This window comes from Paenibacillus sp. MT124 (assembly GCF_058792755.1).
Genome location: NZ_CM179500.1, coordinates 1,027,679 through 1,051,377, shown reverse-complemented (window position 1 = coordinate 1,051,377; position 23,699 = coordinate 1,027,679). Strand labels below are relative to the sequence as shown.

Here is a 23,699-nt window from a genome sequence, read left to right as displayed (position 1 = left end):
GAATGACACTATCTACATATTTCAAATGTCTACTTGTGTCAAAGACTACTCGGTTTTTACTTTTTCGCCGTATTGACGAACGATTTCAAACTTGCTGTCATCAGACTCTACATAACCTTCATGCGTATAGATTTCCTTGATGATTTCATGACCTTCCGGATCTGTACCGATGTCAATGAACGCCTGTTTAATTTTGCTTGTCCAATCCGCATTCATGTCTGTACGTACAGCGATCGTATCGTTAGGAATCGGCTCTGTGAACGCCAGTACACGTGTATCTTCGAATACCGTTGGGTAGTCTTTGGAAACCGTGTTACGTGCATCTTGGAAAATGGCAGCTGCATCAACGTCACCGTTCAGTACAGCAATAACACCTTGGTCATGACCTTTTACCGTTACAGGAGTTACATCTTTCAATGGGTCAATGCCTCTATCGAGCAGCAAACCTGCAGGCCATACATAACCTGCGGAAGAAGTTACGTTTTGGTAAGCGATCTTTTTGCCTTTCAGCTCTTCAATGGATTGAATCGGCGAATCTTTTTTCACGATAAACATGGATTTATAGGAATCAGCCAGTTCTTCCGTTGGAGCACCTGTCTCATCATTTACGCCAAAACGTTGTGCCTGGAGAATGACCTGTGCTGCACCTTTTTCTTTTGCCAGTACATAAGCCGTTGGTGGCAGGAAGCCCACGTCTACTTTATTGGAGGCCATCGCTTCGATGATTGTGTTGTAGTCAGTGGATACGCTGACTTTTACCGGAATGCCCAGTTTGTCGCCCAGCAATTTCTCAAGCGGTTTTGCTTTGGCTTCAAGCGTGTCTGCATTCTGGGATGGAACGAACTGTACAGTCAACTCGGTTGGTACATACCCTTCGGCTTCTTTGTCTGTTTCTGCCGTTTCGGTAGATGCACCGGAAGCATTGGAACTCGAATTCGTCTCGTTAGCCGAACCCGTTGTACTGCTAGACCCACAAGCACTTAGAAACAGAACCAAAATCAACAATGGTAAAAATAAAGCGGACTTCTTCAAGCGAACACCCTCCAAAGAGTTTCTATTTTTCAATACTTGTCTACTATAATTGGCAAATATTTGCGCGATGTGAAACGAAATTTGGAGTTTTGTAAAGTTTCCTGTCAGGCTGTCAGACGAACTTTCATCTGTTAGAATAGGCTCATTATGGTTGAAGATATAGGTACAGAGGCTGATCTTCACTCGTTATCATTGGCAAAACAGCCTGTGATTCCATATATCCATATTTATATATTAGAGGAGATTGTAAAATGACATCCATATCACATACGTCCAGTTTCGACATCCTGTTCACCAGTGACCTTCACGGGGCCATCCGTCCCATTCATTACAATACCAATGCCTATCGCCCGGCAGGACTGGCCCTGCTCGCTTCGCTGATTCGCAAGGAGCGTGAACGATCACCCGAACTCATGCTGGTGGATAACGGGGATTTGCTTCAAGGCTCTCCCTTGGCCTCCTATGCGGCTTCCTTGGATGCGGATAGCCAGTCTCATCCCTTCATCACGGTTCTGAATGAACTGGGCTATGATGCTGCCGTGATGGGCAATCATGAATTTAACTATGGTCAGGAGTTGCTGCGCGGAGCCGTTGAAGCCTCCAAATTCCCATGGTTATCCGCCAATATTGTAAGCAGCGAACAGCCGGATGTACCCGCGTATGGTCCTCCTTATCTCATCAAGACATTATCTTCGGGTGTGAAAGTAGCTCTGCTTGGTGCAACCACTCACTATATCCCGAACTGGGAGCATCCTAAGAATATCGAAGGCTTGCAGTTCCTTGACGCATTGGAGACCATTCAGAAATGGGTTGCCTACATTCGCGAGCATGAACGGCCGGACGTAATGGTCGTCAGCTATCATGGCGGGTTTGAGTGTGATCTGGAGACGGGTGAGCCTGCTGAGCGGTTAACCGGAGAAAACCAGGGTTATGCCATCTGCCGTGACATCGAAGGCATTGATGTACTTCTTACAGGGCATCAGCATCGTCAGCTTACCGCCGAGATTCATGGCGTGACCGTCATTCAGCCGGGTTTCAGCGGCAGCGGTGCAGGACAGGTATCCGTTCAGTTAGCACAGCATTCAGATGGTACGTGGAAGATTACGGGAAAAGAAGCTCGTTTGCTGCTTCTGGATGAGAACAGCCATGTACAGCCGGATGCTGTTGTCATGGAGCTCACGGAAGACTTGGAAGCCGCAGCTCAGGCATGGCTCGACCAGCCGATTGGCGAAGTAGCCGAGGACTTGTCCATCAACGATGTCACTGCTCTGCGTCTCTCGTCCCATCCCTTTATTGCCTTCGTACATCAGGTACAGATGGAAGCAACCGGGGCCGAAATTTCCAATACGGCACTGCTCAGTGAAGAAGCCCGCGGCTTCGGACGTCGCATTACGGTGAGGGATGTGTTATCCAACTTTATATACCCCAATACATTGACGGTATTGGAGTTAAGCGGTCAGGACATTCGGGATGCGCTGGAGCAAACAGCACGCTATTTTGAATTAAACGCTTCCGGTGAAGTGGTGGTCAACCCAGCCTATATGACCCCGAAACCACAGCATTACAACTACGATATGTGGGCAGGCATCGAATATGAGCTGGATATATCAAAGCCTGTGGGGAGCCGAGTGGTTGGACTGGAACGTGAAGGTAAACCGCTTAATATGGAGGGGACGTACTCTGTCGTGATGAACAGTTACCGTGCGGCAGGTGGTGGAGATTACGCCATGTATCCTGGCAAAAAGGTATTGCATGAAGGTGCCACAGATATGGCGGCACTGGTTGAGGATTATATTCGCAGACATCAACCACTAACCGTGGAGCAGGCGAATAACTGGCGGGTTGTTGGGTCGTAAGGGGGAATTACTGCTTATGTCGGTGGACTCGGGCAGGGATTTAGGAGGCTTTAGCATACAAGCGAGCATGCATGCTTGGTTGTATGCTTGTTTCTTGTTCTTAGGAACCTAGGACGTCTTATTTGTCCCCCCGACCCTCTTTTATAATTGTAAGGAACACCAGACACGCTATTTCCTAAAAATGTGACGATTAACGCGATATACGGTTCAACATCTTATAGTAGCGTGTCTCAGGTTCCTTAGATTACCGTAATTGCTTTAAACTCCTGTATAACGTGTCTTCGATTCGTTAGAGCTCAACCCTCTGCTCAAAACCGTAATCGTAAGCGGGTGGGATGAGCCATGACATGGATGCTCAAAAGGGACGTCCCGTCATATTCATGACCACGAGACAGCCCCTCTTCATTATTCAATCCATATTCGCCTGTACGGTTAAGTTGTTACATTCGTCAAACCTGCTCCTATTATAATGTAACCAATGCCCCACGCTCATCCGCCGAGCGCATCTCGGCTTCAATTAACTCAAGCGTGCCTGTTGCACTTTCCGGTGTACATACAGATACAGGCGTACCAGCTTGAACAGACTGGATAAAATATTTCAGTTGGTGATAATATCCCGAGTCGGGTGACAGCTCAGCGACGTAACCGGGAGCATTATTCGGATTCACTTTTAGCTCACCATTCTCAAAGACCAGATTGCCCTGCTCCAAATTAACGCGATACGTCATGGAGAAACCGTAGTCTCCCCCCAGCGTCCAGTCGGCTTGGGCATTCAGCACTTTTCCATCAGCGTATACATAGTTGGTGGAGACCGTATCATAGCCGCTTCCCGGAATAACGTTGCGAGCCAGCGTGGATACTTGATCTGGTTTGCCAAACACCCAGTGAATAATATCCGCATCATGAATGTGCATATCTAATATGCAGCCACCGCTTTTCTCGCCATCCAGGAACCACTCTTGTGGCAGACCTGAACCCCGGAAGAAGTAACCTGCGTTTACCGCTCCATAGCGGCCGTCTTCCACAACAGATTTCAGATAAGCATAGGCTGGCCAGAAGCGTAAACATTGACCAATCATCAGTGTTTTTCCTGTCTCCTTGGCCGTCTGTGCCATCTTCCAGCCTTCCGCCGAATGACGCGCAACCGGTTTCTCACACAGCACATGATAGCCTCTCTCTAGCAAGGAACACGTTAGTTCAGCATGCAGTGGTGTAGGCAGCGTAATATCAATGATATCCAGTTCCTCTTGCTCCAGCATCGCGTCGATATTGTCGTACAAACGATACGGTGTGAGATCATATACCTCTTGCTCTGTTGCCATATTTCCAGCTGCTTTACTGTGCTTCAGTTCCTCTATTCTCAGATCGCAGATGGCTACCAATTCCACGGGTTCCCCTTCTGAGGTGAGGCGTACATAGTTGTCAAAATGCATACGTCCCATAAACCCAAAACCGATCAATCCCACTTTTAACATATTTCTACCTCCCATATCAAAATAGAATTAACATTCTAATAAACGTTGTTATCCGAATTTATTACTGAGAACGTCCAAGAATGGCATCCATCGCTTTGGATGTATTGAATATGATCTGCTCCGAATGATGAGTGTAAGGCGGAATCATCTCGGCTGTCACATAGTTGTCGTAACCAATGGCCTGTAGTGCTTGCATCACCGCTGGATAATTCACATCACCTGCCAGCAGATCCACAAATCCATGAAGTCCTCCCGCTTGACGGCGGTAATCCTTGAAGTGCACCTTCTTGATCCGATGAGCCAGAATGCGAACCCACTGCTCCGGGTAACCATTCTGCACGACATTGCCCACATCGAAATACGAACCTATATATTCTGAGCCAAAAGAATCAACAAAGGTACGCAGTTCTAGCGGTGACACCAGGAATTTGTTCCATACATTCTCAATACCAATGGATACGCCGGTACTTTCCGCATAAGGCAGCAGGTGCGCAATCGCTTCCTGCGCCCGCTCGTAGGCGACTTCATAATCGGTCACTTCGCTGTCTGGAATGAAATCCACACCAACGGCACCCGGAATGACCAGAATGGTATCCACACCAAATGCTGCGGCAAGCTCCAACTGTTTTTTACACACATCCAGTGCTTTCCTGCGAATCTCCGGACGGGCGCTCGTCATCGGGTAATCCCAGTACAACCCGGTTGCAAGTCCCGCGATTTCGAGTCCAGCTTCTTCCAGACGTCCCTGAATATCACGAACCTCCTGATCCGTGGCAGACAAGCTCAACTCTCCTTCTCCATTAAGAGATAGTTCAATCCCCTCAAAGCCAGCCTGCTTCGCCGTCTGAATACAATCCGCAATAGAGGCATCTCCTGGAAACGACCAGATGTTAATCCCTTTTTTCATCCGAATACCCTCCTTCAAAATATAAAAACCTGTTCTTCAGCATCGCATGACTATCCCAATTGAAAATGACCAAACCGGGCAGGTATATGAAAGTTTACAGCCCCTGTGGGCTGCCATGCCTGATACTCCCGATCTCCCTGCACATTCTCATCAATACGGTAAACGTTGACCCTCCAGCATAAGCCTTTAGTCAGGGGCAACTTGAAGTTACTCGCTGGAATATGGATCACATACACCCGATGGCCCTGACGTTCCACTTCTACAGCCGTTTGCAAACCCTCCAGCTGCCAGGTTACATCGGTTTTCAATTCCGAACCTTCGCCGTTATTGTGGATGAGTGCATCAAATATTACGTTGTGCGGGCTGACCTCCAGTTCGATGTAATTCCTGCCATCGCCCTGTTCATCAATGAACAGTTCAACCACATCCTGCTCATACAATGGCTGATCCCTTTCCGTGAAATCAGATACGACATGATCATCCTGGCATACAAAGCGAATATGCAAGTATTCGGGACTCCAGCCAAAACGGACTTCTGTGGATTGATGAGGCGGTCTGCCGGTTACTGTATCCACCAATTCCACTGGAACACATCGTTCCCAATCCGAAGCCGAGGGGAAGCCACACTGTGAAACTGACCTGAGGGGTTCGCAGCAATAACTCGTGCTCCGTTCGACCGGGAGAGAGTGCATCGTAATTCTCTCCTTTTTTAGCTTAATCCGTGATGTTGTTTCATTCGTAAGAACATGTAATAATACATATATTATAAATAAATTACACGATTATTTATTTAGGTGATCAAGATATTATTTGCACAATTCCGTTTAGTTTTAAATAAATCTATTTAGGCAAATCTCATCAAAAAAGGAGATGGAATTTATGTCTCTCCAACGGGCGGTATATCCTCTGCAACGAACCACAAATTACAAAGAATGGTCCCCGAGCGTACATTACGCTCAGTTCCAGAGTCTTCCTCCTGGCAAACTGGTCAAGCGGCGTCTGTATGATTTTGAACTTCTGTACGTCTCTCAAGGTGAAGCTGCAACTTATATGAACGATAGACACCATATATTGAAGGCTGGTCAGCTCATCATGCTACCTGCCGGGGTTTATCATCAAAATGAGGTGGTTTCGAGCCCAGAAGCACGTTTCATTGGCATTCACTTTGATTTTTTCAACGAATTGACCATTCTGACCGAGGCAGACATGGTTGTGAACGAGGAGACGGTTCAGCATCATAAATTCGGTGTGGAAGCTTGCGCAGAGGGCATGAAGCCGCTATCTTCCAATCCGGTATATACCCCCTCTCCAGCTGCCGTGCAGCTTATGGAGCAATTGGTTCATGAATTTACGATGCGCCAATCGGGATATGAACTGGTATGCAAAGCCTTAATGCTGCAACTATTGACCCATCTGCTGCGCTCATCCAGGCGAAGTTCGCCGCGTCATGATTCGGTACACGGAGATAAACTGCTTGAACTCATGAAACGTATAGAGGTCGCTCCATCCGACCCGTGGACCAATTCGAGCATCGCCAAACAATTGAACCTGAGTGTGGATCACATGGCCAAATTGTTCAAACAGATGGCAGGCATGCCGCCCAACGAATATATTCAATCCATCCGCCTAAGCGAGGCACGCAAACTGCTGCGGGAAACGGATTATTCCATCGAGGCTGTGGGTGTACAAAGCGGTTACCCTGACATTCATTATTTCAGCCGCATGTTCAGCAAATATGAGGGCATTTCACCCCGGGAATATCGGAAGTTGTCCAGAATGCTTTGAAAATCTTTCTATTCGGCCGTATGCTGCCGTCTCAGCAAAAAAAGAGTTCCCTCCTTCCAAACCAGGACAAGGGAACTCTTTCTTGAGAACGATGTATTCAAGCACAGGATTAGCCTGTTACATGTACAGAATAATGGTCTGTTTCGCTCGCTCAGGCACAGTGATCAGACTTCTCGCCTACCATTGGAAGACTGGCGGAGTATACAGCGGTACGGTACGATCATTTTGACAGCCACTTCATATGAATGATCCAGATAATCGAGCAGCTGTTTAACCGCGAACATGCCCATCTCCAGCTTGGGCACATGAATGGTCGACAACGGCGGAGAAGTGAATTCGGAGATTTCAATATTATCTACCCCAAAGAAGGCGATATCCTCCGGAATGCGGAGTCCCTGCTCAGTTGCAGCACGCATGGCAGCAATCGCCATCATATCACTGGCCGCAAAAATGGCAGTAGGTCTGTTCGCATTGTTGGTAAATGCCCGCTTGGTCAATTCATAACTCAGCGAAACATCCCATTTCACATCGATCACCCAATCACGATCAATAGATAATCCCGCATCAGTCATGGCACGCCGATAACCAAGAAACCGTTTTTCCTCCAGAAAATCATTCTTGAACTCAGCTCCACCAATGTAGGCAATGATCCGATGCCCTTGGTCAATCAGATGATTCGTTGCCTCTCTGGCAGCTTCTTCTCGATCATAACCAACGACCGGAATGTCCGGGTCCGTAATATCCACACCCACAACAGTTCGCACATTGGCCTTGAGCCACCGATAGGCTTCCGGATCAATTCGTTCCACCACAATCATGCCATCAATCTGATGTTCCTTTACCAGAGACTGCAGCTGCACAATATCCCCATCGTTTTCGATGCTGTACACAAATTCCAGACGCATGCCTGCTTCAGCAAGCTGCTTCTCAATGCCTTCCATAATGACTGAAAAATAAGGACTATTGTATTTATTTTGGGGGATGGCAACCACACAGCCGATTGCATATGCGGTTTTCGGCTGAACCTTTTTCTTCTTGGCCGGGCGCTGTGAACGGTAGCCCAGCTCCTCAGCGGTGTCCCATATTTTTTTGCGGGTTTCATCGCTGACCGATCGATTGACATCGTTCTTCATCACACGTGAAACGGTAGAGATCGATACACCAACGCGGTCTGCAATATCCTTCAATTTTGCCATGTGAAGTCCCCACCTCTCCCTAACTATGTATTTAAACCCCATTCGTATTGGGGCAATTTTATCACTATCAACACAAATTTGCGGCAAATATAATTCTATATTTCTACTGGCCAGAAGTCAATGAAATGGTGCGTGGGCACAGTCTTCTATAAAAGAATAGCGGCAGTCAGGGAGCTTGCTGTCCCCCATAACTGCCGCAATTTTAATTCTTTTAGGAACACGTATGAAGCCTTTACACCTCTTTACCTGCTTATTGCATCTTGGAGGCCAAATCCTTAAGCGCTGCGTTCAGATCACCATCTCCGGCAAGTGGAAGTTTGAGTGATTGCTCACCATACGTCCAGACCAGATCGGTTTTCTTGGTTGTAAAGGGAGATACAATGCCATACTGCTGCGCATCCAGGAAGATTTTATTATCTTCACCTACAGTGGCAATATAAGCATCCCCTGCAGCCTTGTTAGCCGGAATCGAGTATCCCTGTTTCGCCAGTTCTGTCTGTCCTTCCGGACCGGCCAGCCAAGCGAGCAGCTTATAAGCCGCCTCTTCATGCTTGGTATTGGAGCTGATTGCAAGACCTGCTGGCTGAACAACGGTTTGGTTGGTTTTGAATTTTGGCAAATAGGAAATGCCGTAATCCACACCAGCCTCCTTGTAGTTGGTTGTATTCCAGCTGCCGCCCGGATTCATGGCTACTTTGGATGTCGTAATCGCAAGGTTCACCTGACCACCCATACCTTCAATCTGTGCAGGGGTGGTGTTAATCTTTTTAGTTTTGGTCAAGTCGATAAAGTAGTTCAGCACTTCCATCGCTTCAGGCGTTTCAAGCGCAAGGGAACCATCGTCATTCACCAGCTTCGCACCATTGGACCACAGCTCCGGCTCCAGGAACCAATCCATCGTTGACCCTGGTGAAATGGACAAGCCCCACTGTACAATGTTACCGGCATCAAAACCCGCTTCATCTGCACTTTTCCCGTTCTTATCCAGTGTCAGCTTGGTTGCAATATCTGTAATTTCATCCCACGTTGGCTCAAGCGATGGAACGGGAGCTTTATGAGGATTGGTCGCTTCATTCTCAAAGAGTGCTTTGTTGTAATACCATACGATGACATTGGCATCGATCGGCAAGGATACTTGTTTGCCCTGATACTGGTGAAGTCCCAGCAGACTTTTGTCTACATTGTTCAGATCAAACTGATTTTCTGCCAGCAAGCCGTCCAATTCCTTGAAAATGCCGAGCTCGGCGTATTTCTCCACGTATGCATAACTCGTTTTGAACACGTCCGGAAGTGTGCCCCCAGCTGCATTCGCTGTTAGTCCGTCCCAATAACTGCCCCAATCCTTGCCTTCGAGTTTGACCTTAATATCGGTATTGGCCTTCATGAACTGATCCAGCAGTTCCTGGGTACGTTGAAGCTCTTCTGCCGTCCCCCACTGGGAGTATGTGATCGTTACAGGTTCGCTCTGGCTGCTGCCGGAACCGGAAGAGTCGGCGTTTTCGGATGATCCCCTACTTCCACATCCACTGATAACCACCATTGTCGCAAGTACAATTGCCCATACATTGAATAGCCGTCTACTCTTCGCTCTCATATACACAGCTCCCCTTTAAGTCATTTCAATAAATCCTGTTCACCTGAAAACCGGAAAGCAGTCACCACTTATCCTTTGGTGCCCGTAAGCACCACCCCCTCAACGATATAACGTTGTGCAAAGAGATACAGCAGACCGATCGGAACAATACTGATGAATGCACCCGCAGCAAGTGCCGGCAGATCTTGGCTGGTTTGACCAATCAGCAGCTGCAAGCCTACGCTAAGCGTGAACATTTCTGCATTTTTGATATACAGGAACGGCCCCAGAAAATCGAGCCAGGAGTTCACAAAAGCAAAAATAATGGTTGTCATAATAATGGGTTTGGACAGCGGCATAATGACCCGTGCATATACCGTCCAGCGATTGCCGCCGTCGAGATATGTAGCCTCGTCCAGCTCCTGGGGAATGGTCATGAAAAACTGTCGGAACAGGAAGATATAATAGGCGCCTCCGAGCCAGGCTGGCACAATGAGTGGCAACCAGGTATCAATCCAGTTCAGCTTGGAAAAAAGAACATACGAGGGAATCATCATAATGGATGGAGGAATCATTAAGGTAACAAGCACAACCGGGAACAGAATATTTCGGTACCTGTTTGCAAAACGGGAAAAACCGTAAGCGACAAGCGAGCTGGACACCACTGCTCCCGCTGCAACAAAAAAGGAAATGATAAAGGAGTTCTGAATCCACTGCCACATCATCGGCTGCACAGCAAACAATCGTTCAAAGGCTTCCAGACTGAATGTATCTGGCAGGATGGTTGGAGGCACCTTGTAGGTTTCCGCTTTGGTTTTCAGCATGGTCGAGAGCATCCATACCAGAGGCCCTGCGAACAGCATTAAAGCTACGATCAGCATGGTATATTGGGACGTTTTTACCGCTATTTTTCGGCTGTTCATGTAACTCTCCTCCTATCGTTCTCCCTCGTAATACACAAAGCGGTTCGATACTTTCATCAGGATCAGGGTGACAAGCGCGATCACGGCGAACAGGAAAATGGACTGCGTCATCGCCATGCTGAATTTCAGATCGGTAAAGGCCGACTTGTAAATATTGTAGACAAACGTATAAGCAGAGTAGTTTGGACCACCCTTAGATAGCAGCAGTGCTTCCGTAAACATCTGAAAGTTATACATCGTCTGAATAATGATGACAAACAGGATGGAAGGACTGATCATCGGCAGTGTAATCTGGAAAAATCGGCGAATCCCGCTTGCCCCGTCAATGGCAGCAGCTTCGTACAGATGTCTGGGTACATTTTTCAGTGCAGCCAGGAAGATTAACACGCCACTGCCGGAGATCCAGACCTGAAGCATGATGATGACCGGCTTAATCGTATGCTCCCCGCCAATCCAGTCCACTTTACCTATACCCAGTGCGCCAAGTCCGGCGTTCAGGATGCCAAATTCGGAATTGAAAACCAGTCGCCAGATAATGACCGTTGCCACAATGGGCACCAGGGTCGGTAAATAGAAGAAAGTGCGGAACAAGGCAATGCCTTTGACATTAAAATTAAGCAGCATCGCCAGACCGAGCATGCCCGCCGTAACGATCGGAACACCGAATACAACGAAGAACATCGTGTTCATCAAGCTTTTCAAGAAGATGGGATCATCCATCATGTGCGTAAAATTATCAATGCCGACAAAGTTGAAATTGGTCGCTCCCGGAAGTCTCGCATCCGTAAAGGCGTAGAAGACCGAAGTCCCGAAAGGGAACAGAAAAAAGGTAGTAAATCCGATAATCCAAGGCAAAATGAAGAGAAAAAACAGCAGTGTGTCATACTTTCTCAACCTGTTCATGATGACACCCCTCAGCCTGAAATTTCTTCTAAATAGACGTACCGTTCTTCCAAAATGGATTTCTCTGCCGCCAGGGCAATAAGCAGCGCGTTGCGACCAACTTGTGCGCTCGCGAAAGGCTGTCTGCCTTCCTGTACACATTTCAGAAAATCAATGCGCTGGGTCTGTCCCCCGGTATGTCCACCCATGATGGAATCCGATACCACATCAATCTCCAAATGGTCCTTCGTCCAGTCCTGCCCTCCAACGATATCAATCGTCTTGTCATTACGAGCCACCATCTGGCCGCCGTTCTCTCCGATCAGGCCAATCTCAAGCCCTTCTCCCATCAGATTGCGTGGTTTCAAATACATGCACAGACCCAGATTGGCCTTGCTGCCATTATCATAATCAATGGTGATAAAAGCATGGTCGACGATGGAGGTATCTGAAATTTCTTTCGTTGGATAGTGACTGTATGAATTCTGAATCTGATTAGGCTCTCCTTGCCTCATGACATGCTGGCCTCCAGAGGCAAATACACGGACAGGCTTCGCCTGGATCATCCAGTTGAAAATATCGAAGTGATGACAATCCTTCTCTACAATGGCTCCCCCCGATTTGGTCTTGTCATAGAACCAATCTGCAGGCGGGAACGGGTCACGGAATTCCTTACACCACATCAATTTCACATCGCCCAGACGTCCGTTCTCCAATTCCTTCTCCATTCGGCGATACAGATTCGAATACCGATAAACCAATCCGATCTGCAATACCCGTCCAGAGGCTTCCGCCGCTTCTATAATGGCATCACAGTCCTCAATGGTATGAGCGACCGGTTTCTCTAGAAATACATGCTTGCCCGCTTCCAGAAAGGCGACTGCCACTTCGCGATGCAAATAGTTCGGTACACTGATGACCACCGCATCCAAATCTTCCTTGGCAAGCAGCTCACGATAATCGCTAACGATGGTGGGGCTGCTATTCTTGAGTTCACCCAGCGTACGTGCCACATTGGCTTCATTCATATCACAGATGTAACGAACCTCACTATCCTCGAGCAAATCAAAACCAATGCAATGATGTGACCCCATGTCTCCTACACCAATAAAAGCCATTTTTATCTTCTCCATGCTTACACTCTCCGTTGCTCGTTAATTTGCGGCAAATGCCTTAAAGCTAGTTCAATGTCAAGAAATCTAACAGGACTGTGACTATGTATCGATAGTAAAATAGTTTTAATCCCTTGTCAATTGATTTTGGCTAAATTTTAAAATATTTTGCGGCAACATATTCGCTGTTTATTTCACATACCTCTAAACTATATATCTCTTTATTTATCGTAAATTAAGCGTTTACATTTTTACTGTATTATCATATACTTTAATTTGTATTCATTTTTATTTGCGGCAAATACTATGATTAATTTATGAATAATTATATTCAAAATTCAATGAAACACTCTTATTTCCAATAGGAAATCACAATAAATTTCAGAAAAATACTTGTTGAATCTCCTGTATTCATCCCCTATAATGCAGTTTAGACATAGAATATAAGAGCTGAAAACACATTTTATATTTGCCGCAAACCAAAATTCCACCTTTCCACTTGTTTATCTCCTTCTAACTACCATGATTCTCACATAAAACGTCACTATTCCTCCACTTTATGTGGATCAGAAAGGAGTTGAACTCTCCTAACTCCCCCTCACAAAGAAACACGAGGTGGGCCGAACGAATTATCATTCAAATCCATTATTCAGGAGGTATACCATGACAAGATTATTTGATCAAAGCAAGCGGAGCTTTGGACTGTTTTTGGCTTTTATCCTCATGATTACCCTGCTATTGCCTGTGGGAGCCTTACCCAAAGCCTCTGCTGCAACCATCACCATTGATGGCAATGTCAGCGACTGGAGCAGCGTTAGCTCTCTCAGCACCAATAGCGGCACTGCCCAGACGCTCAAAGTAACCCATGATGGAACCAACCTCTATCTGCTTATTCAAGGCTCTGGTCTGAGTACAACGATGGGCAACTTCTGGATCAATACGGATAACAATACTTCAACTGGTTACCAGGCTGCCGGCTGGGGAGCTACAGGTGTGGAGTGGCTGCTTGAAAATACGGGGTTATATCGCTACGGCGGCAGCGGAACCGATTGGAGCTGGAATTTCAACAGCACGTTGACCAGCTCCCAATTCTACCGCAGCTCCACCGTCATTGAGGTCGCTATTCCTCTCTCCACACTGCAGATCAGTGCAGGCAGCACAGTGCGAGTCGGCTATATCGACAACAGCTCGGATACGTCGAGATTGCCTGCGGCTGGACAATCATTGCCCGCTTACCTTCTGACCTCAGCTGGATCGGGTGGTGGTACGGGCAACAATACAGTGGTGAATCCCGTAGAACTGGACAGCCCACTCAACAATCCATTCAAAGGCTGGGCGCCTTCGGCCAAGAGCACGACATATCCACAGCCACACAGGCTCGTATATGCCGGAGTGACCTGGAAGGAGCTTGAATCTACCAAAGGCACATATGATTTTAGTGCAATTGAAGCCGCCAACAATTTTGCCTATTGGAAAAGCAAAGGCGTCAAAGTGGTGTTTCGCTTCATTCTCGACAGCCCGACAGGACAGGCTCACCGGGATATTCCCGACTGGCTCTACAATGACATGGTTGCCCGCGGAGAATCGCCAGGAACCGTATACAACGATACAACCGGAGGCATGGGTACGGGCAACAACATGGGCTTCTCTCCCAATTACAACTCCACCTATCTGCAAGAACGGCACAAATTAGCCATCGAAGCCATTGCAGCAAGATACAACACGAATGATCGTCCGGTCGCCTTTGTCCAGATCGGTTCTATCGGACACTGGGGCGAGTTCCATACGTGGCCTTATGTCGGACCTAATGGTGAAACCAATTACACAGGTGCTTTCCCGACCAATGACATCTCGAACAAGTATGTTCAGCATTATATTGATGCCTTTGCCGGCAAAGAAGATAAAATGCAGGTTCTGATCCGGCGCAGTATCGCCCTCGCCAAAACCAATAACAAAGGCATGGTCATGGGCATGTTTAACGATGTGTTTGGACATAAAGACAGCTTTGATGCGGATTGGGGCTGGTACACAGGCACCCAGAATGGCTATTGGGATGACATCGGTCAGCAGCAGCCAGGACATCCGAACTTCTGGGAGACGCGAATCTCCGGGGGTGAATTTTATGGGGGCGCTTCCGGCATGCTTGCAGCATTAACCACCGGTAGTGGATTTACGGAAACATTGCGTCAGACGGAGCTAAGCAAACCCAGCTGGTTGGGGCCAAATTCCCCTGCCTCGCTTCCTCTGAATCATGCATTACAGGCCAATATGGATGCACTTAAGAAACGAATGGGTTACCACTTTGTCGTGAAGGAAATTTCGCATCCATCCACCATTAACGGAAGCACGTTTACAACAACGATTAAAGTGGAGAATAAAGGCGTACAGCACTTCCCGTTTGCCTGGCCAGTTGAAATTCAACTGCGCAGCGGCAATACCGTGGTCGCCAAGAAAACAACAACTGTTAATCTGACCACGTGGAAAACAGGTACCTATACCCTGACTGATTCCATTCCGGTCTCCGGTCTTGCTGCCGGAACCTATGATATCGCGATTGCGATCATCGACCCGGAAACAAATAAACCTGGCGTAGACTTTGCCAACACAAACAAGCTGACCGACGGATCGTTCAAACTGAGCAGTGTAACGAAGTAAATGTCAGATGTTCCGTTGTATGATGTAATACACTCATTATTGTACGTGTAAATTACAAGAGCAGGAAAGAAGGCATAACTTCCCATGCCCTCATTCCTGCTCGAACGCTAACGAACATCAGGCACGTTATTCGAGGGTTTTGGCATAATCTCAAAATTTAACGAACTTCAGAAGCCTTATATTCAAATTTCCAGGACAGAGTCAACTTAAAATACACTCATTCAGGGTCAATAACATCTCTGGGGTTCGTTAGAATCTCATAACCTATGTATTTCGGCAAATAGCGTCCATCATGTTCGTTACAATATGCTTTCCCCTTGCTTTGCCTTCATTGCAATAACATCGGGCAAGTTGTCTATATGACATCCGCGAACGATCTCCACTTCATATCGCACATATAAAAAAAGGATTGGGCCCCGTCCGGGGTTGGTATTATCCCCTCATGGTAGACAGTGAAAAAAGAGGACATGTTACAATGAACTCAAACACTGGATACCGGAGGGGATTTTTGTTATGCCAGCAAAGAAAGGTCAAACCTTTAATCGATATAGCGAAGAGACGAAGAAACAGGCTATTTGTCTTCGAACGGAAGAAGGCTGGAAATACAGTCAGATCATAGAGAAGTTTGGGATTAAGAGCGAGAGTCAGATTATCACATAGGTTCGTAAAAGCCAAAACGGAGAGAGCTTTGAGGATTACCGTGGACGTTGGACAAAGAAGCATTTTAGTAGTTGCAGTGGTAAGGAATGTCTCGTGGTGAATCACAAAAAGGTATGCCGCTATGAGATTTCTATTTTTTTATTGTCTACTTGACGGGGCTATGCCCCCTTCGCGTATGAAGGTTCTGCCTTTGCAATTTGCTTTTAACCTATATCAGGGTGGAAGCAAGCGCAGCCAGCAGCAGGACCGCCACCCAAACCAGTATCAAATTCGCCATTATTAATGCAGCTTTGAACTTATAATTCTTATAGAATGCCCAGCAAGTGAATGATGCAAGGACGGGAACCGGATACGTAGCCAGCACCCCTGCGGCAATGTACTCCAGTATGTAATCATCTGTATTGCTGCTGGCGAACATATAGAAACTGATAATTAACATATAAGGATAGGCTACGAGAGTAATCAAATTGATTGCGTTGATGGATAAAAGCCAGTATGCTACGGTACGATTTTTCACAATTAGCGACCTCCCGGAAACACAATCTCATTTCATTGGATTCTAGCTATGACCTAAAACGAAACAATACTGGAGGCAATGCCGACTAATATGATTGCCGCAACCCAGAACAACAATAAATTACCGATAACCAGGGCCCATTTGAATTTGCGTACATGATAAAAAATCCAACAGCTGAGTGACAAGAGAACAGCAACAGGATATGAGCCCATAATATAGACGGTTATATAGTTGGATACATAGTCATGTGAAGTCGGCGCATCAAACATAAACACACAAAGCATGAGCACCACAGGGTATCCAAGCAAAGTGATCAGATAGACCGCATTGAAAAAGAAGAGCGAGTAAGCAACTTTTGCATTCTTCATCCAACAAGTACCTCCTGAAAAATATCTCGTTCCAGTATATCCTGAAGTTGACATATCGTCACGGTTGTATTTTCCAGAAAATTCAATACGATCTTCTGTCTATATTTCCTATCTTCTGCCTTAGCCAGGCTCGGCGCCACGCTTTTCCACACCTTCGACAAATCGGCAAAGAGCAGGGAATCAAGGGCTTCCTGCCCTCATCCTTGCTCCTTTGCTGTAATAATAAAATTCTAATATGAATGGATCCCCTGCTCTGACTCAGACTACTATTGCGCTTTCTTGCGCAGCTGGCTGTAATACAGTTCACTGTAGAAGCCGCCCTGCTCCAGCAGCACATCATGTGAACCTTGTTCCAGCAGCTGCCCATCCTTCAGCACCAGAATGCGGTCTGCCTGCCGTATGGTGTTCAGCCTGTGAGCAATGACGAAGCTGGTACGTCCCTGCATCAGCCTCTGTAGACCTTCCTGAATTTTGATCTCTGTAACGGTATCAATGCTGCTGGTCGCCTCATCCAATACCAGGATGGACGGGTCAGCCAGAATTGCCCGGGCAATGGCAAGCAGCTGCTTCTGCCCCTGACTAATGCCGCTCCCATCTGCCTGAAGCACTTTGTCATACCCATCCTTCATGCGCATAATGAATGAGTGAGCATTGGCCAGTCTTGAAGCTTCTTCCACTTCTTCATCTGTAGCATCCAGACGGCCAAAACGGATATTCTCCCGTATGGTCCCTTGGAACAGAAATGAATCCTGAAGAACAAAAGCCATGTGGGAGCGCAAGTTTTCACGCCGAATGGTCGTAATGTCCCGTCCATCAACCGTCAACATTCCCGCTGTCGGATCATAGAAGCGGGACAACAGCTGAATCAAGGTTGTTTTCCCGGCTCCCGTCGGCCCCACGAGGGCAATCATCTCACCCGGCTTCGCCTCAAAGCTGATTTCATGCAAAATGTTGCGTCCCTCATCATATCCGAAGGAAACCCGATCGAAGCGCACGGCTCCTTCCACCTTGTTCAGAGAAACCGCAGCACCTTCATCCTTCGCTTCCTCATCCTCGTCCAACACTTCAAACACTCGCTCCGCTCCTGCAATCGCGGACAATAGTGTGTTCCACTGGTTCGCCAGGTCATTGAGCGGACGAGTGAACTGACGAGCATACTCCACGAAGATGATAATGACCCCAACGGTAACCGTACCCTGGATGGCCAAAATCCCCCCGATCCCTGCCACAATAGCAAAGCTCAGGTTGTTCAATCCATTCATCAGTTTGGGGATAAAACCGGAAATGGTCTGTGCCCAAAAACCGGATACCCGGATTCGGGTATTCCGCTCTTCGAATCCGCGAACGACCCGCTCCTCTTGGGAGAAGGCTTTGATGATTCGTTGTCCGGACAAGGTTTCCTCGATATACCCATTAAGTTCACCGAGATTACGCTGACGTTCTTTGAAGAGCGGTCCGGTTCGGCGTGTAATCCAGCGCATGCCGATCGCCATCAGCGGTACGACGATAAATGTCAGCAAGGTCAGCAATGGACTTAACCAGAGCATCACGCCAAACGTCCCAAGCAGCGTCAGCACACTGGAGAAAATCTGAATGGCCGAGCTGTTCAGCGTACCGCTGACATTCTCGATGTCATTCGTAACCCGGCTCATGATCTCACCCTGCTGACGTTTGCCGAAGAATGGAATCGGCAGCTTATGCAGATGGGAGAACAGATCGTAACGCATCCGGAAAATGGTCTCCTGAGCAATCTCGATCATCCATATATTTTGCAGCCAGGATGTGAGCGAGAACAGCACATACACCGCAGCAAGACCCAGCAGAAACATCATCCAGCTGGAGCTTGTCGCTTCTCCATCCATATAATTGTCCACGGCCACACCGACCATGTACGGACCAAGCAACGCCAGTGCGGAACTGGCAAATACCATTAGCAGCACCAGCGTCAGCTTCACTTTGCGGCGGGCCAGATATGTCCAGATCCGGCCCAGTGTACCGGACCAGTTCTTGGCCCGTGCCTTCGGCTTACGACCTCCCCCTGCTTTTAGGGCTTCGGGGTCCAGTGGCGGCGGAGGCTGACGGAAAGGTTCAATGAACGCTTTGAACATGCGGTGTACCCTCCCCGTATTGTGATCCATAGATTCGGCGATACAGCTCGGACGAATCCATCAGGTCTTCGTGTTTACCCTGTCCAATCAGACGTCCATCGTCCAGCAGCAGAATCAGATCCGCAGAGGTCGTTGAGCTGATTTTCTGGGTGATGATAAAGGTTGTACAAGATAGCTCTTCCAGTGCATCCAGCAGCCTCGCTTCCGTTGCCACATCAAGTGCACTGGTGCTGTCATCCAAAATCAGAATACTCGGACGTCTGATCAATGCGCGTGCAATGGACAGGCGCTGCTTCTGGCCACCGGACAAGTTAACCCCGCGCTGGCCCAGCTGCGTATCATATCCGTTCGGGAGCTTCTCAATCGTGTCGTGAATCTGGGCGCGCTTCGCAGCTTCCTTGATCTCTTCCAGCGTCGCGTTCTCCCGTCCCCAGGCAATGTTATCCCGCACGGAACCCGTGAAGAGAACCACCTCCTGCGGCACGTAACCGATTGCACCCCGCAATGTAGGGATTGCCAGTTGGTCTGCATCTCTGCCATCAATGAACACCTTGCCCTGATCCTCGGTATACAACCTTGGAATCAGCTGTACGAGTGAGGATTTACCTGATCCTGTCGCTCCCATGATGGCGATGCGCTCCCCTCGTTTGGCGGAGAACGTAATATCCTCCAGAACCGTAATATCACTGTTCGGATAGCTGAATCCTACACCCCGAAATTCAACGGCACCTTGAACAGGGTTAGCTCGTTTAACCTTTTCGCCAGTCACGGAATTTTGTGCTGAAGTTGTATTCTGAACAGTCTCTGAACCATCCTCCGTATCAAACACCTCATTAAGCCGCTGTGCCGAAGCACTGGCTCGGGAGAAGGTCACCAGAATCCAGGACAAGGCAGACATGGCCCCAATGGTGCGAAGCAAATAATTGATGACCGCGACCACTTCACCAACGCTTGCGCTGCCGGTGGAGATGTCCCGCCGTCCAAACCAGAGGACGGCGATGATGCAGCCATTCATCATGAGCAGCATGAATGGCATTGTGGTTTCCGTCAGGCGCAGCGCGGAGATTGTACCCTTCATCAGCTTGCCGCTGAATCCGGCAAAGCGCTCGATCTCATGGCCCATCCGGACGAAGACACGGATGAGCCGGATGCCTGTCAGATTCTCCTGGATGACTCCGTTGACGGCATCCAGTCTGCGCTGCACATTGCGGAACAGCAGCGCGGCCCTTTTGATCATCCAAACGACAAATACGAGCAGTACAGGCACCATCACCACAAGCAGCAGCCCGAGCCTTGGATTCACGATAACGGCCATAATCATGCTTCCGATAACCACCAGCGGCACACGGGTCATGAATCGCAAACTCATGAATACCGTATCCTGCACCTGGGTCACGTCCCCGGTTAATCGGGTAATCAGCGATGACGTGGCGAATCGGTTAAATACGGCGTAAGAGAACGCTTGCACTTTGTCATACAGCTTCTCCCTCAGGTCATATCCGAACCCCAGACTCGCATGCGACGCAAAAAACGAACTGGCAATCCCGGCAGCAAATGCCACAACGGCACTACCTACGAGCACACCGCCCCACAACCAAACCACGGACAGATCACCTTGCTGGATCCCGTTGTCAATGATTTTGGAGATCAGGTAAGGCTGAGCCAGTTCCACCGCCAGCTCAATCAGCATCATGACCAGTGCTGCGATCGCGGCAACCCGATACTTCTTCAAGTAGTACAACAGCTTGATCATTACCATTCCTCCGGCACCGGAGGGCTAGATTACCGTGACTCATTTTTTTGGTCTACGCAGCCAGCTCCGTTATTCTCTTTCGTTAACTCTATGTAAAATTTCACGTACCCAATACGATTATTATATCGCATTTTCCACGATCAAATCGTTAATATCTTCATTCCTTCTCATTATTAACCTGAAATGGACATGAGGATATCCATCGAGGACAAAAAAACCTGGGGCAGCGGCCCAGGTTTTCTCATCAACTGGTTAGTAAATTCAGGTTTCTCCGAAACCGATCTGGGGAATCTTTCACTCCGCCTTCTTAAAATCAGCCTGCTGCTGTTCATAGATTTCATAGAAATCGTCCCATACCAGCACATTATCCTTTTCCTTGCTCCACCAGTCTTTGTACCACGCTTCGATCTCTGGCCCTCCGCCTTGCTCCCACTTCTGCTGGGCCTCGGCCGCAGCCTGTTCCACCGTATACTTGCTGCCCCCGATGATGGAGCGTGTGAAAATATCGTTGATGGCTGTCGTTACATTGGTCAGCTTCACCTGAAGCTCCTTCGGCAGCTGCGGCATATGTTCCGAGTGGGTCACGCCCTCTCCGACCGGAAGATCTGTCATGTATACTTCCCTTGCTTCCTTGAACAGTCGCAGCCCTTCCTTCTGGGATGGAATCTCCTCACTGAACAGCATTTCGGTATACCCGCATTTGCCTTCCTCCAGGCGGCTGTACATCATGGCATAGTCTCCTGCCCAGCTGATCTCCTGCTTGTATTTCTCCTGATCGGAGATACGCGGACAACCTTGCTCGTTCAGGGTGTAATGCGTACCTTCAAATCCATTTTTGAAGGTTCGACCGGACTCTGTTTTGGTTAAAAAATCAATATACTTCATGACTGCTTCCGGATTCTTGGCGCGTGCATTGACGACCGCCGTCATCTGCACCGGGTTGTTCCATACCATCGTGTACTGTCCAACCGAAGTGGTTGGCAGCGCAATGACTTTTAGTTTCGCTTCCGGAACATTCTGCATCAGCGTATCCAGTTCCTTCGCCGCAAAACCCGTATAATCCGATGTCATGGCAGCATACATGCCGATTTTGCCATTCAGGAAATCCTGCTTCGCCTTGGCACCGTCCTTATCGGTCAAAAAGTCCTTATCCACCACGCCCGCTTCAAACAGGGCACGTTTAAATGCGGTCGCTTCCTTCATGTGGTTAGGACCCACAACGACCTCTCCATTCTCAACATTGACCCAATTGGCGTTGAACATATAGCGGAACAGACCCGCTGTATCCCCGAATTGAAACCCGCCGATGCCATATGTATCATTCGCTCCGTTTCCATCAGGGTCATTTTCCGTGAAGGCTTTGGCTACGGCCAGCATCTCTTCCTCGTTCGTCGGCACCTCCAGATTCAGCTTCTCCAGCCAGTCCTCCCGGATGAAAAAGCTTGTCAGCGGAAACACCTCGTTCATGCGCCCGACTTCGTACAACTTGCCATCGCTTTTGATGCCGGCCTTCTTCAGCTGAGGATATTTCTCCATGAGTGCTTTGTATTCCACGCTGGAGTTCTCGATCAAGTCATCCAGCGGCATAAGCTGTTTCTGATTAAACAGGGTATTGCGGATGGGCGTACCGAATTCAAAAATGACATCCGGCGCGCTGCCTGAAGCAAATAATACGTTTAACTTGGATTGGGATTCCCAGCGGGGAACTGCCGTATATTTGACATTTGCCGGACCGTTCTCGTTAATCCACTTGGACCACATATTATCTTCAATCGTGCCCATACCGCTCGGAACCGCACCCCGATCATAGATCGTTGAGGTGATATTCCCTCTGCTGCCTTCACCTTCCGCCTCCTCACTGCCGCCCCCTCCTGTGCAGCCTGCCAGTAATCCACCAATCAAGCCCAGAACGAGACCCGACTTCACCCATGCCTTCATCGTTAACGCCATAGATAAGACCCTCTTTCTCTCCCTGTATTATGACACCCACGTAATATGACCGATATCCTGTTTGCCTGTTTTACCCTTTGATCGAACCAAGCATAACCCCTTTGACAAAGTACTTCTGCAAGAACGGATATACCGCCAAAATGGGAATAACCATGACAATCACGGCTGCTGCCCGGATACCTTCCGGCGTCAGATTCGAAATCATCGTTGGATCGGTAAAGTCCTGTACATTCAGATTGGACATAATCATATTCTGGACCAGTACAGTCATGTTGTATTTGGACGTATCGTTGATGTAGATCATCACGCTCATGAACGAATTCCAGTACCCCACGCCGTAAAAGAGAGCAATGGTCGCCAGCAATGGTTTGGATAGCGGCAGCACAATACGAAACAACAGTCCCAGCTCACCACAACCGTCAATGCGGGCCGCCTCGTCTACTTCCCCGGGCAGATTCTCAAAATAGGAGCGCATGATCAGCATGTTATACGTGCTCACCAGGCCAGGCAGCCAGAGTGCACCGTAACTGTTCACCAGCCCCAGGTTTTGTACCACCAGGTACGTCGGAATGAGTCCCCCGTTAAAGATCATCGTGAACACCATCGCCATCGTAAAAAATCGACGGTGGTAGAAATGCCTCCGTGACAGCGGATAAGCCGCCATGATGGTCACGGCCATGCTAAGCCCTGTACCGATTAACGTAATCTCCACACTGTTCCAGAACGCATTCAAAATTGGCGTCCCCGTAATCAGGCTGTGGTAGGAAAACCAGGTGAAATCGACTGGCCATAACCCCACGTTACCGGACACGACGGCTCTTGCATCACTAAACGACAGAGCTATGATATTCAGAAGGGGCAGGATACAGCTGACGGCAACCAATGATAACAACACATAATTGATCAGATAAAAGACTTTCTCTCCTCTGGTTTTTCTCATGCTGTTC

General features: G+C 48.2%; 19 protein-coding genes. 4 read left to right on the top strand and 15 right to left on the bottom strand.

The features are described from left to right. Positions 1–45: 45 nt before the first annotated feature. Entirely contained in the window at positions 46–1,032 is a 987-nt protein-coding gene (locus AC3RCI_RS04830; RefSeq protein WP_183522456.1) for a phosphate/phosphite/phosphonate ABC transporter substrate-binding protein, read from the bottom strand. Positions 1,033–1,283: 251 nt separating this feature from the next. On the opposite strand from AC3RCI_RS04830, the gene AC3RCI_RS04825 reads away from it, so the two are divergent. Beyond that, positions 1,284–2,888, top strand: coding sequence for a bifunctional metallophosphatase/5'-nucleotidase (locus AC3RCI_RS04825; RefSeq protein ID WP_492527738.1), 1,605 nt, complete (start codon positions 1,284–1,286; stop codon positions 2,886–2,888). Between the two features lie 464 nt (positions 2,889–3,352). Here AC3RCI_RS04825 and AC3RCI_RS04820 read toward each other — a convergent pair whose 3' ends face one another. The 3 genes from AC3RCI_RS04820 to AC3RCI_RS04810 all read right to left on the bottom strand — a co-directional run bounded on the left by AC3RCI_RS04820 (position 3,353) and on the right by AC3RCI_RS04810 (position 5,854). Continuing rightward, positions 3,353–4,363: a Gfo/Idh/MocA family protein gene (locus tag AC3RCI_RS04820; protein WP_492527736.1), complete on the bottom strand. Its 1,011-nt coding sequence runs from the start codon at positions 4,361–4,363 to the stop codon at positions 3,353–3,355. 61 nt (positions 4,364–4,424) lie between these two features. Next, positions 4,425–5,270, bottom strand: a complete 846-nt coding sequence (locus tag AC3RCI_RS04815; protein WP_492527734.1) for a sugar phosphate isomerase/epimerase family protein — start codon at positions 5,268–5,270, stop codon at positions 4,425–4,427. A 50-nt stretch (positions 5,271–5,320) separates the two neighbouring features. Then, entirely contained in the window at positions 5,321–5,854 is a 534-nt protein-coding gene (locus AC3RCI_RS04810) for a carbohydrate-binding family 9-like protein (RefSeq protein WP_492527732.1), read from the bottom strand. Between the two features lie 295 nt (positions 5,855–6,149). Between AC3RCI_RS04810 and AC3RCI_RS04805 the strand changes: the two genes are divergently transcribed. Beyond that, the gene (locus AC3RCI_RS04805) at positions 6,150–7,055 is read left to right on the top strand and encodes an AraC family transcriptional regulator (RefSeq protein ID WP_492527730.1); all 906 of its coding nucleotides are present in this window, start codon (positions 6,150–6,152) and stop codon (positions 7,053–7,055) included. Between the two features lie 164 nt (positions 7,056–7,219). Here the strand turns inward: AC3RCI_RS04805 and AC3RCI_RS04800 are convergent, their stop codons facing one another. From AC3RCI_RS04800 to AC3RCI_RS04780, 5 genes are all read right to left on the bottom strand, one after another. Continuing rightward, positions 7,220–8,251: a LacI family DNA-binding transcriptional regulator gene (locus tag AC3RCI_RS04800; RefSeq protein ID WP_492527728.1), complete on the bottom strand. Its 1,032-nt coding sequence runs from the start codon at positions 8,249–8,251 to the stop codon at positions 7,220–7,222. A gap of 250 nt (positions 8,252–8,501) precedes the next feature. Beyond that, complete coding sequence (locus AC3RCI_RS04795) at positions 8,502–9,845, bottom strand: ABC transporter substrate-binding protein (RefSeq protein ID WP_492527726.1); 1,344 nt, start codon at positions 9,843–9,845, stop codon at positions 8,502–8,504. 68 nt (positions 9,846–9,913) lie between these two features. Beyond that, positions 9,914–10,747, bottom strand: a complete 834-nt coding sequence (locus AC3RCI_RS04790; RefSeq protein WP_430198158.1) for a carbohydrate ABC transporter permease — start codon at positions 10,745–10,747, stop codon at positions 9,914–9,916. 12 nt (positions 10,748–10,759) lie between these two features. Further along, positions 10,760–11,650: a carbohydrate ABC transporter permease gene (locus AC3RCI_RS04785; protein WP_492527724.1), complete on the bottom strand. Its 891-nt coding sequence runs from the start codon at positions 11,648–11,650 to the stop codon at positions 10,760–10,762. Between the two features lie 11 nt (positions 11,651–11,661). Continuing rightward, positions 11,662–12,762 (bottom strand): Gfo/Idh/MocA family protein, encoded by a 1,101-nt coding sequence (locus AC3RCI_RS04780; protein WP_492527722.1) that lies wholly within the window; start codon positions 12,760–12,762, stop codon positions 11,662–11,664. Between the two features lie 642 nt (positions 12,763–13,404). Here AC3RCI_RS04780 and AC3RCI_RS04775 point away from each other — a divergent pair. Together AC3RCI_RS04775 and AC3RCI_RS04770 are read left to right on the top strand one after the other, a co-directional pair. After that, positions 13,405–15,396 carry a DUF4832 domain-containing protein gene (locus AC3RCI_RS04775; RefSeq protein WP_492527720.1) on the top strand — a complete coding sequence of 664 codons (1,992 nt, stop codon included), beginning with the start codon at positions 13,405–13,407 and terminating at the stop codon, positions 15,394–15,396. Between the two features lie 513 nt (positions 15,397–15,909). Then, positions 15,910–16,056 (top strand): hypothetical protein, encoded by a 147-nt coding sequence (locus tag AC3RCI_RS04770; protein WP_492527718.1) that lies wholly within the window; start codon positions 15,910–15,912, stop codon positions 16,054–16,056. A 208-nt stretch (positions 16,057–16,264) separates the two neighbouring features. Here the strand turns inward: AC3RCI_RS04770 and AC3RCI_RS04765 are convergent, their stop codons facing one another. From AC3RCI_RS04765 to AC3RCI_RS04740, 6 genes are all read right to left on the bottom strand, one after another. Then, positions 16,265–16,573, bottom strand: a complete 309-nt coding sequence (locus tag AC3RCI_RS04765) for a hypothetical protein (RefSeq protein ID WP_492527716.1) — start codon at positions 16,571–16,573, stop codon at positions 16,265–16,267. 53 nt (positions 16,574–16,626) lie between these two features. Then, on the bottom strand, positions 16,627–16,941 hold the full coding sequence (locus AC3RCI_RS04760) for a hypothetical protein (RefSeq protein ID WP_492527714.1): 315 nt from the start codon (positions 16,939–16,941) through the stop codon (positions 16,627–16,629). A gap of 266 nt (positions 16,942–17,207) precedes the next feature. Beyond that, a complete protein-coding gene (locus AC3RCI_RS04755; RefSeq protein ID WP_492527712.1) occupies positions 17,208–19,049 on the bottom strand; it encodes an ABC transporter ATP-binding protein in 1,842 nt (613 codons plus the stop codon). After that, positions 19,030–20,802, bottom strand: coding sequence for an ABC transporter ATP-binding protein (locus tag AC3RCI_RS04750; protein WP_492527710.1), 1,773 nt, complete (start codon positions 20,800–20,802; stop codon positions 19,030–19,032). Before AC3RCI_RS04750 ends, AC3RCI_RS04755 begins: the two co-directional genes overlap by 20 nt. Before the next feature lie 294 nt (positions 20,803–21,096). Then, positions 21,097–22,752, bottom strand: coding sequence for an extracellular solute-binding protein (locus AC3RCI_RS04745; RefSeq protein WP_492527708.1), 1,656 nt, complete (start codon positions 22,750–22,752; stop codon positions 21,097–21,099). A 70-nt stretch (positions 22,753–22,822) separates the two neighbouring features. Continuing rightward, positions 22,823–23,692 carry a carbohydrate ABC transporter permease gene (locus AC3RCI_RS04740; protein WP_095361125.1) on the bottom strand — a complete coding sequence of 290 codons (870 nt, stop codon included), beginning with the start codon at positions 23,690–23,692 and terminating at the stop codon, positions 22,823–22,825. Positions 23,693–23,699: the final 7 nt, after the last annotated feature.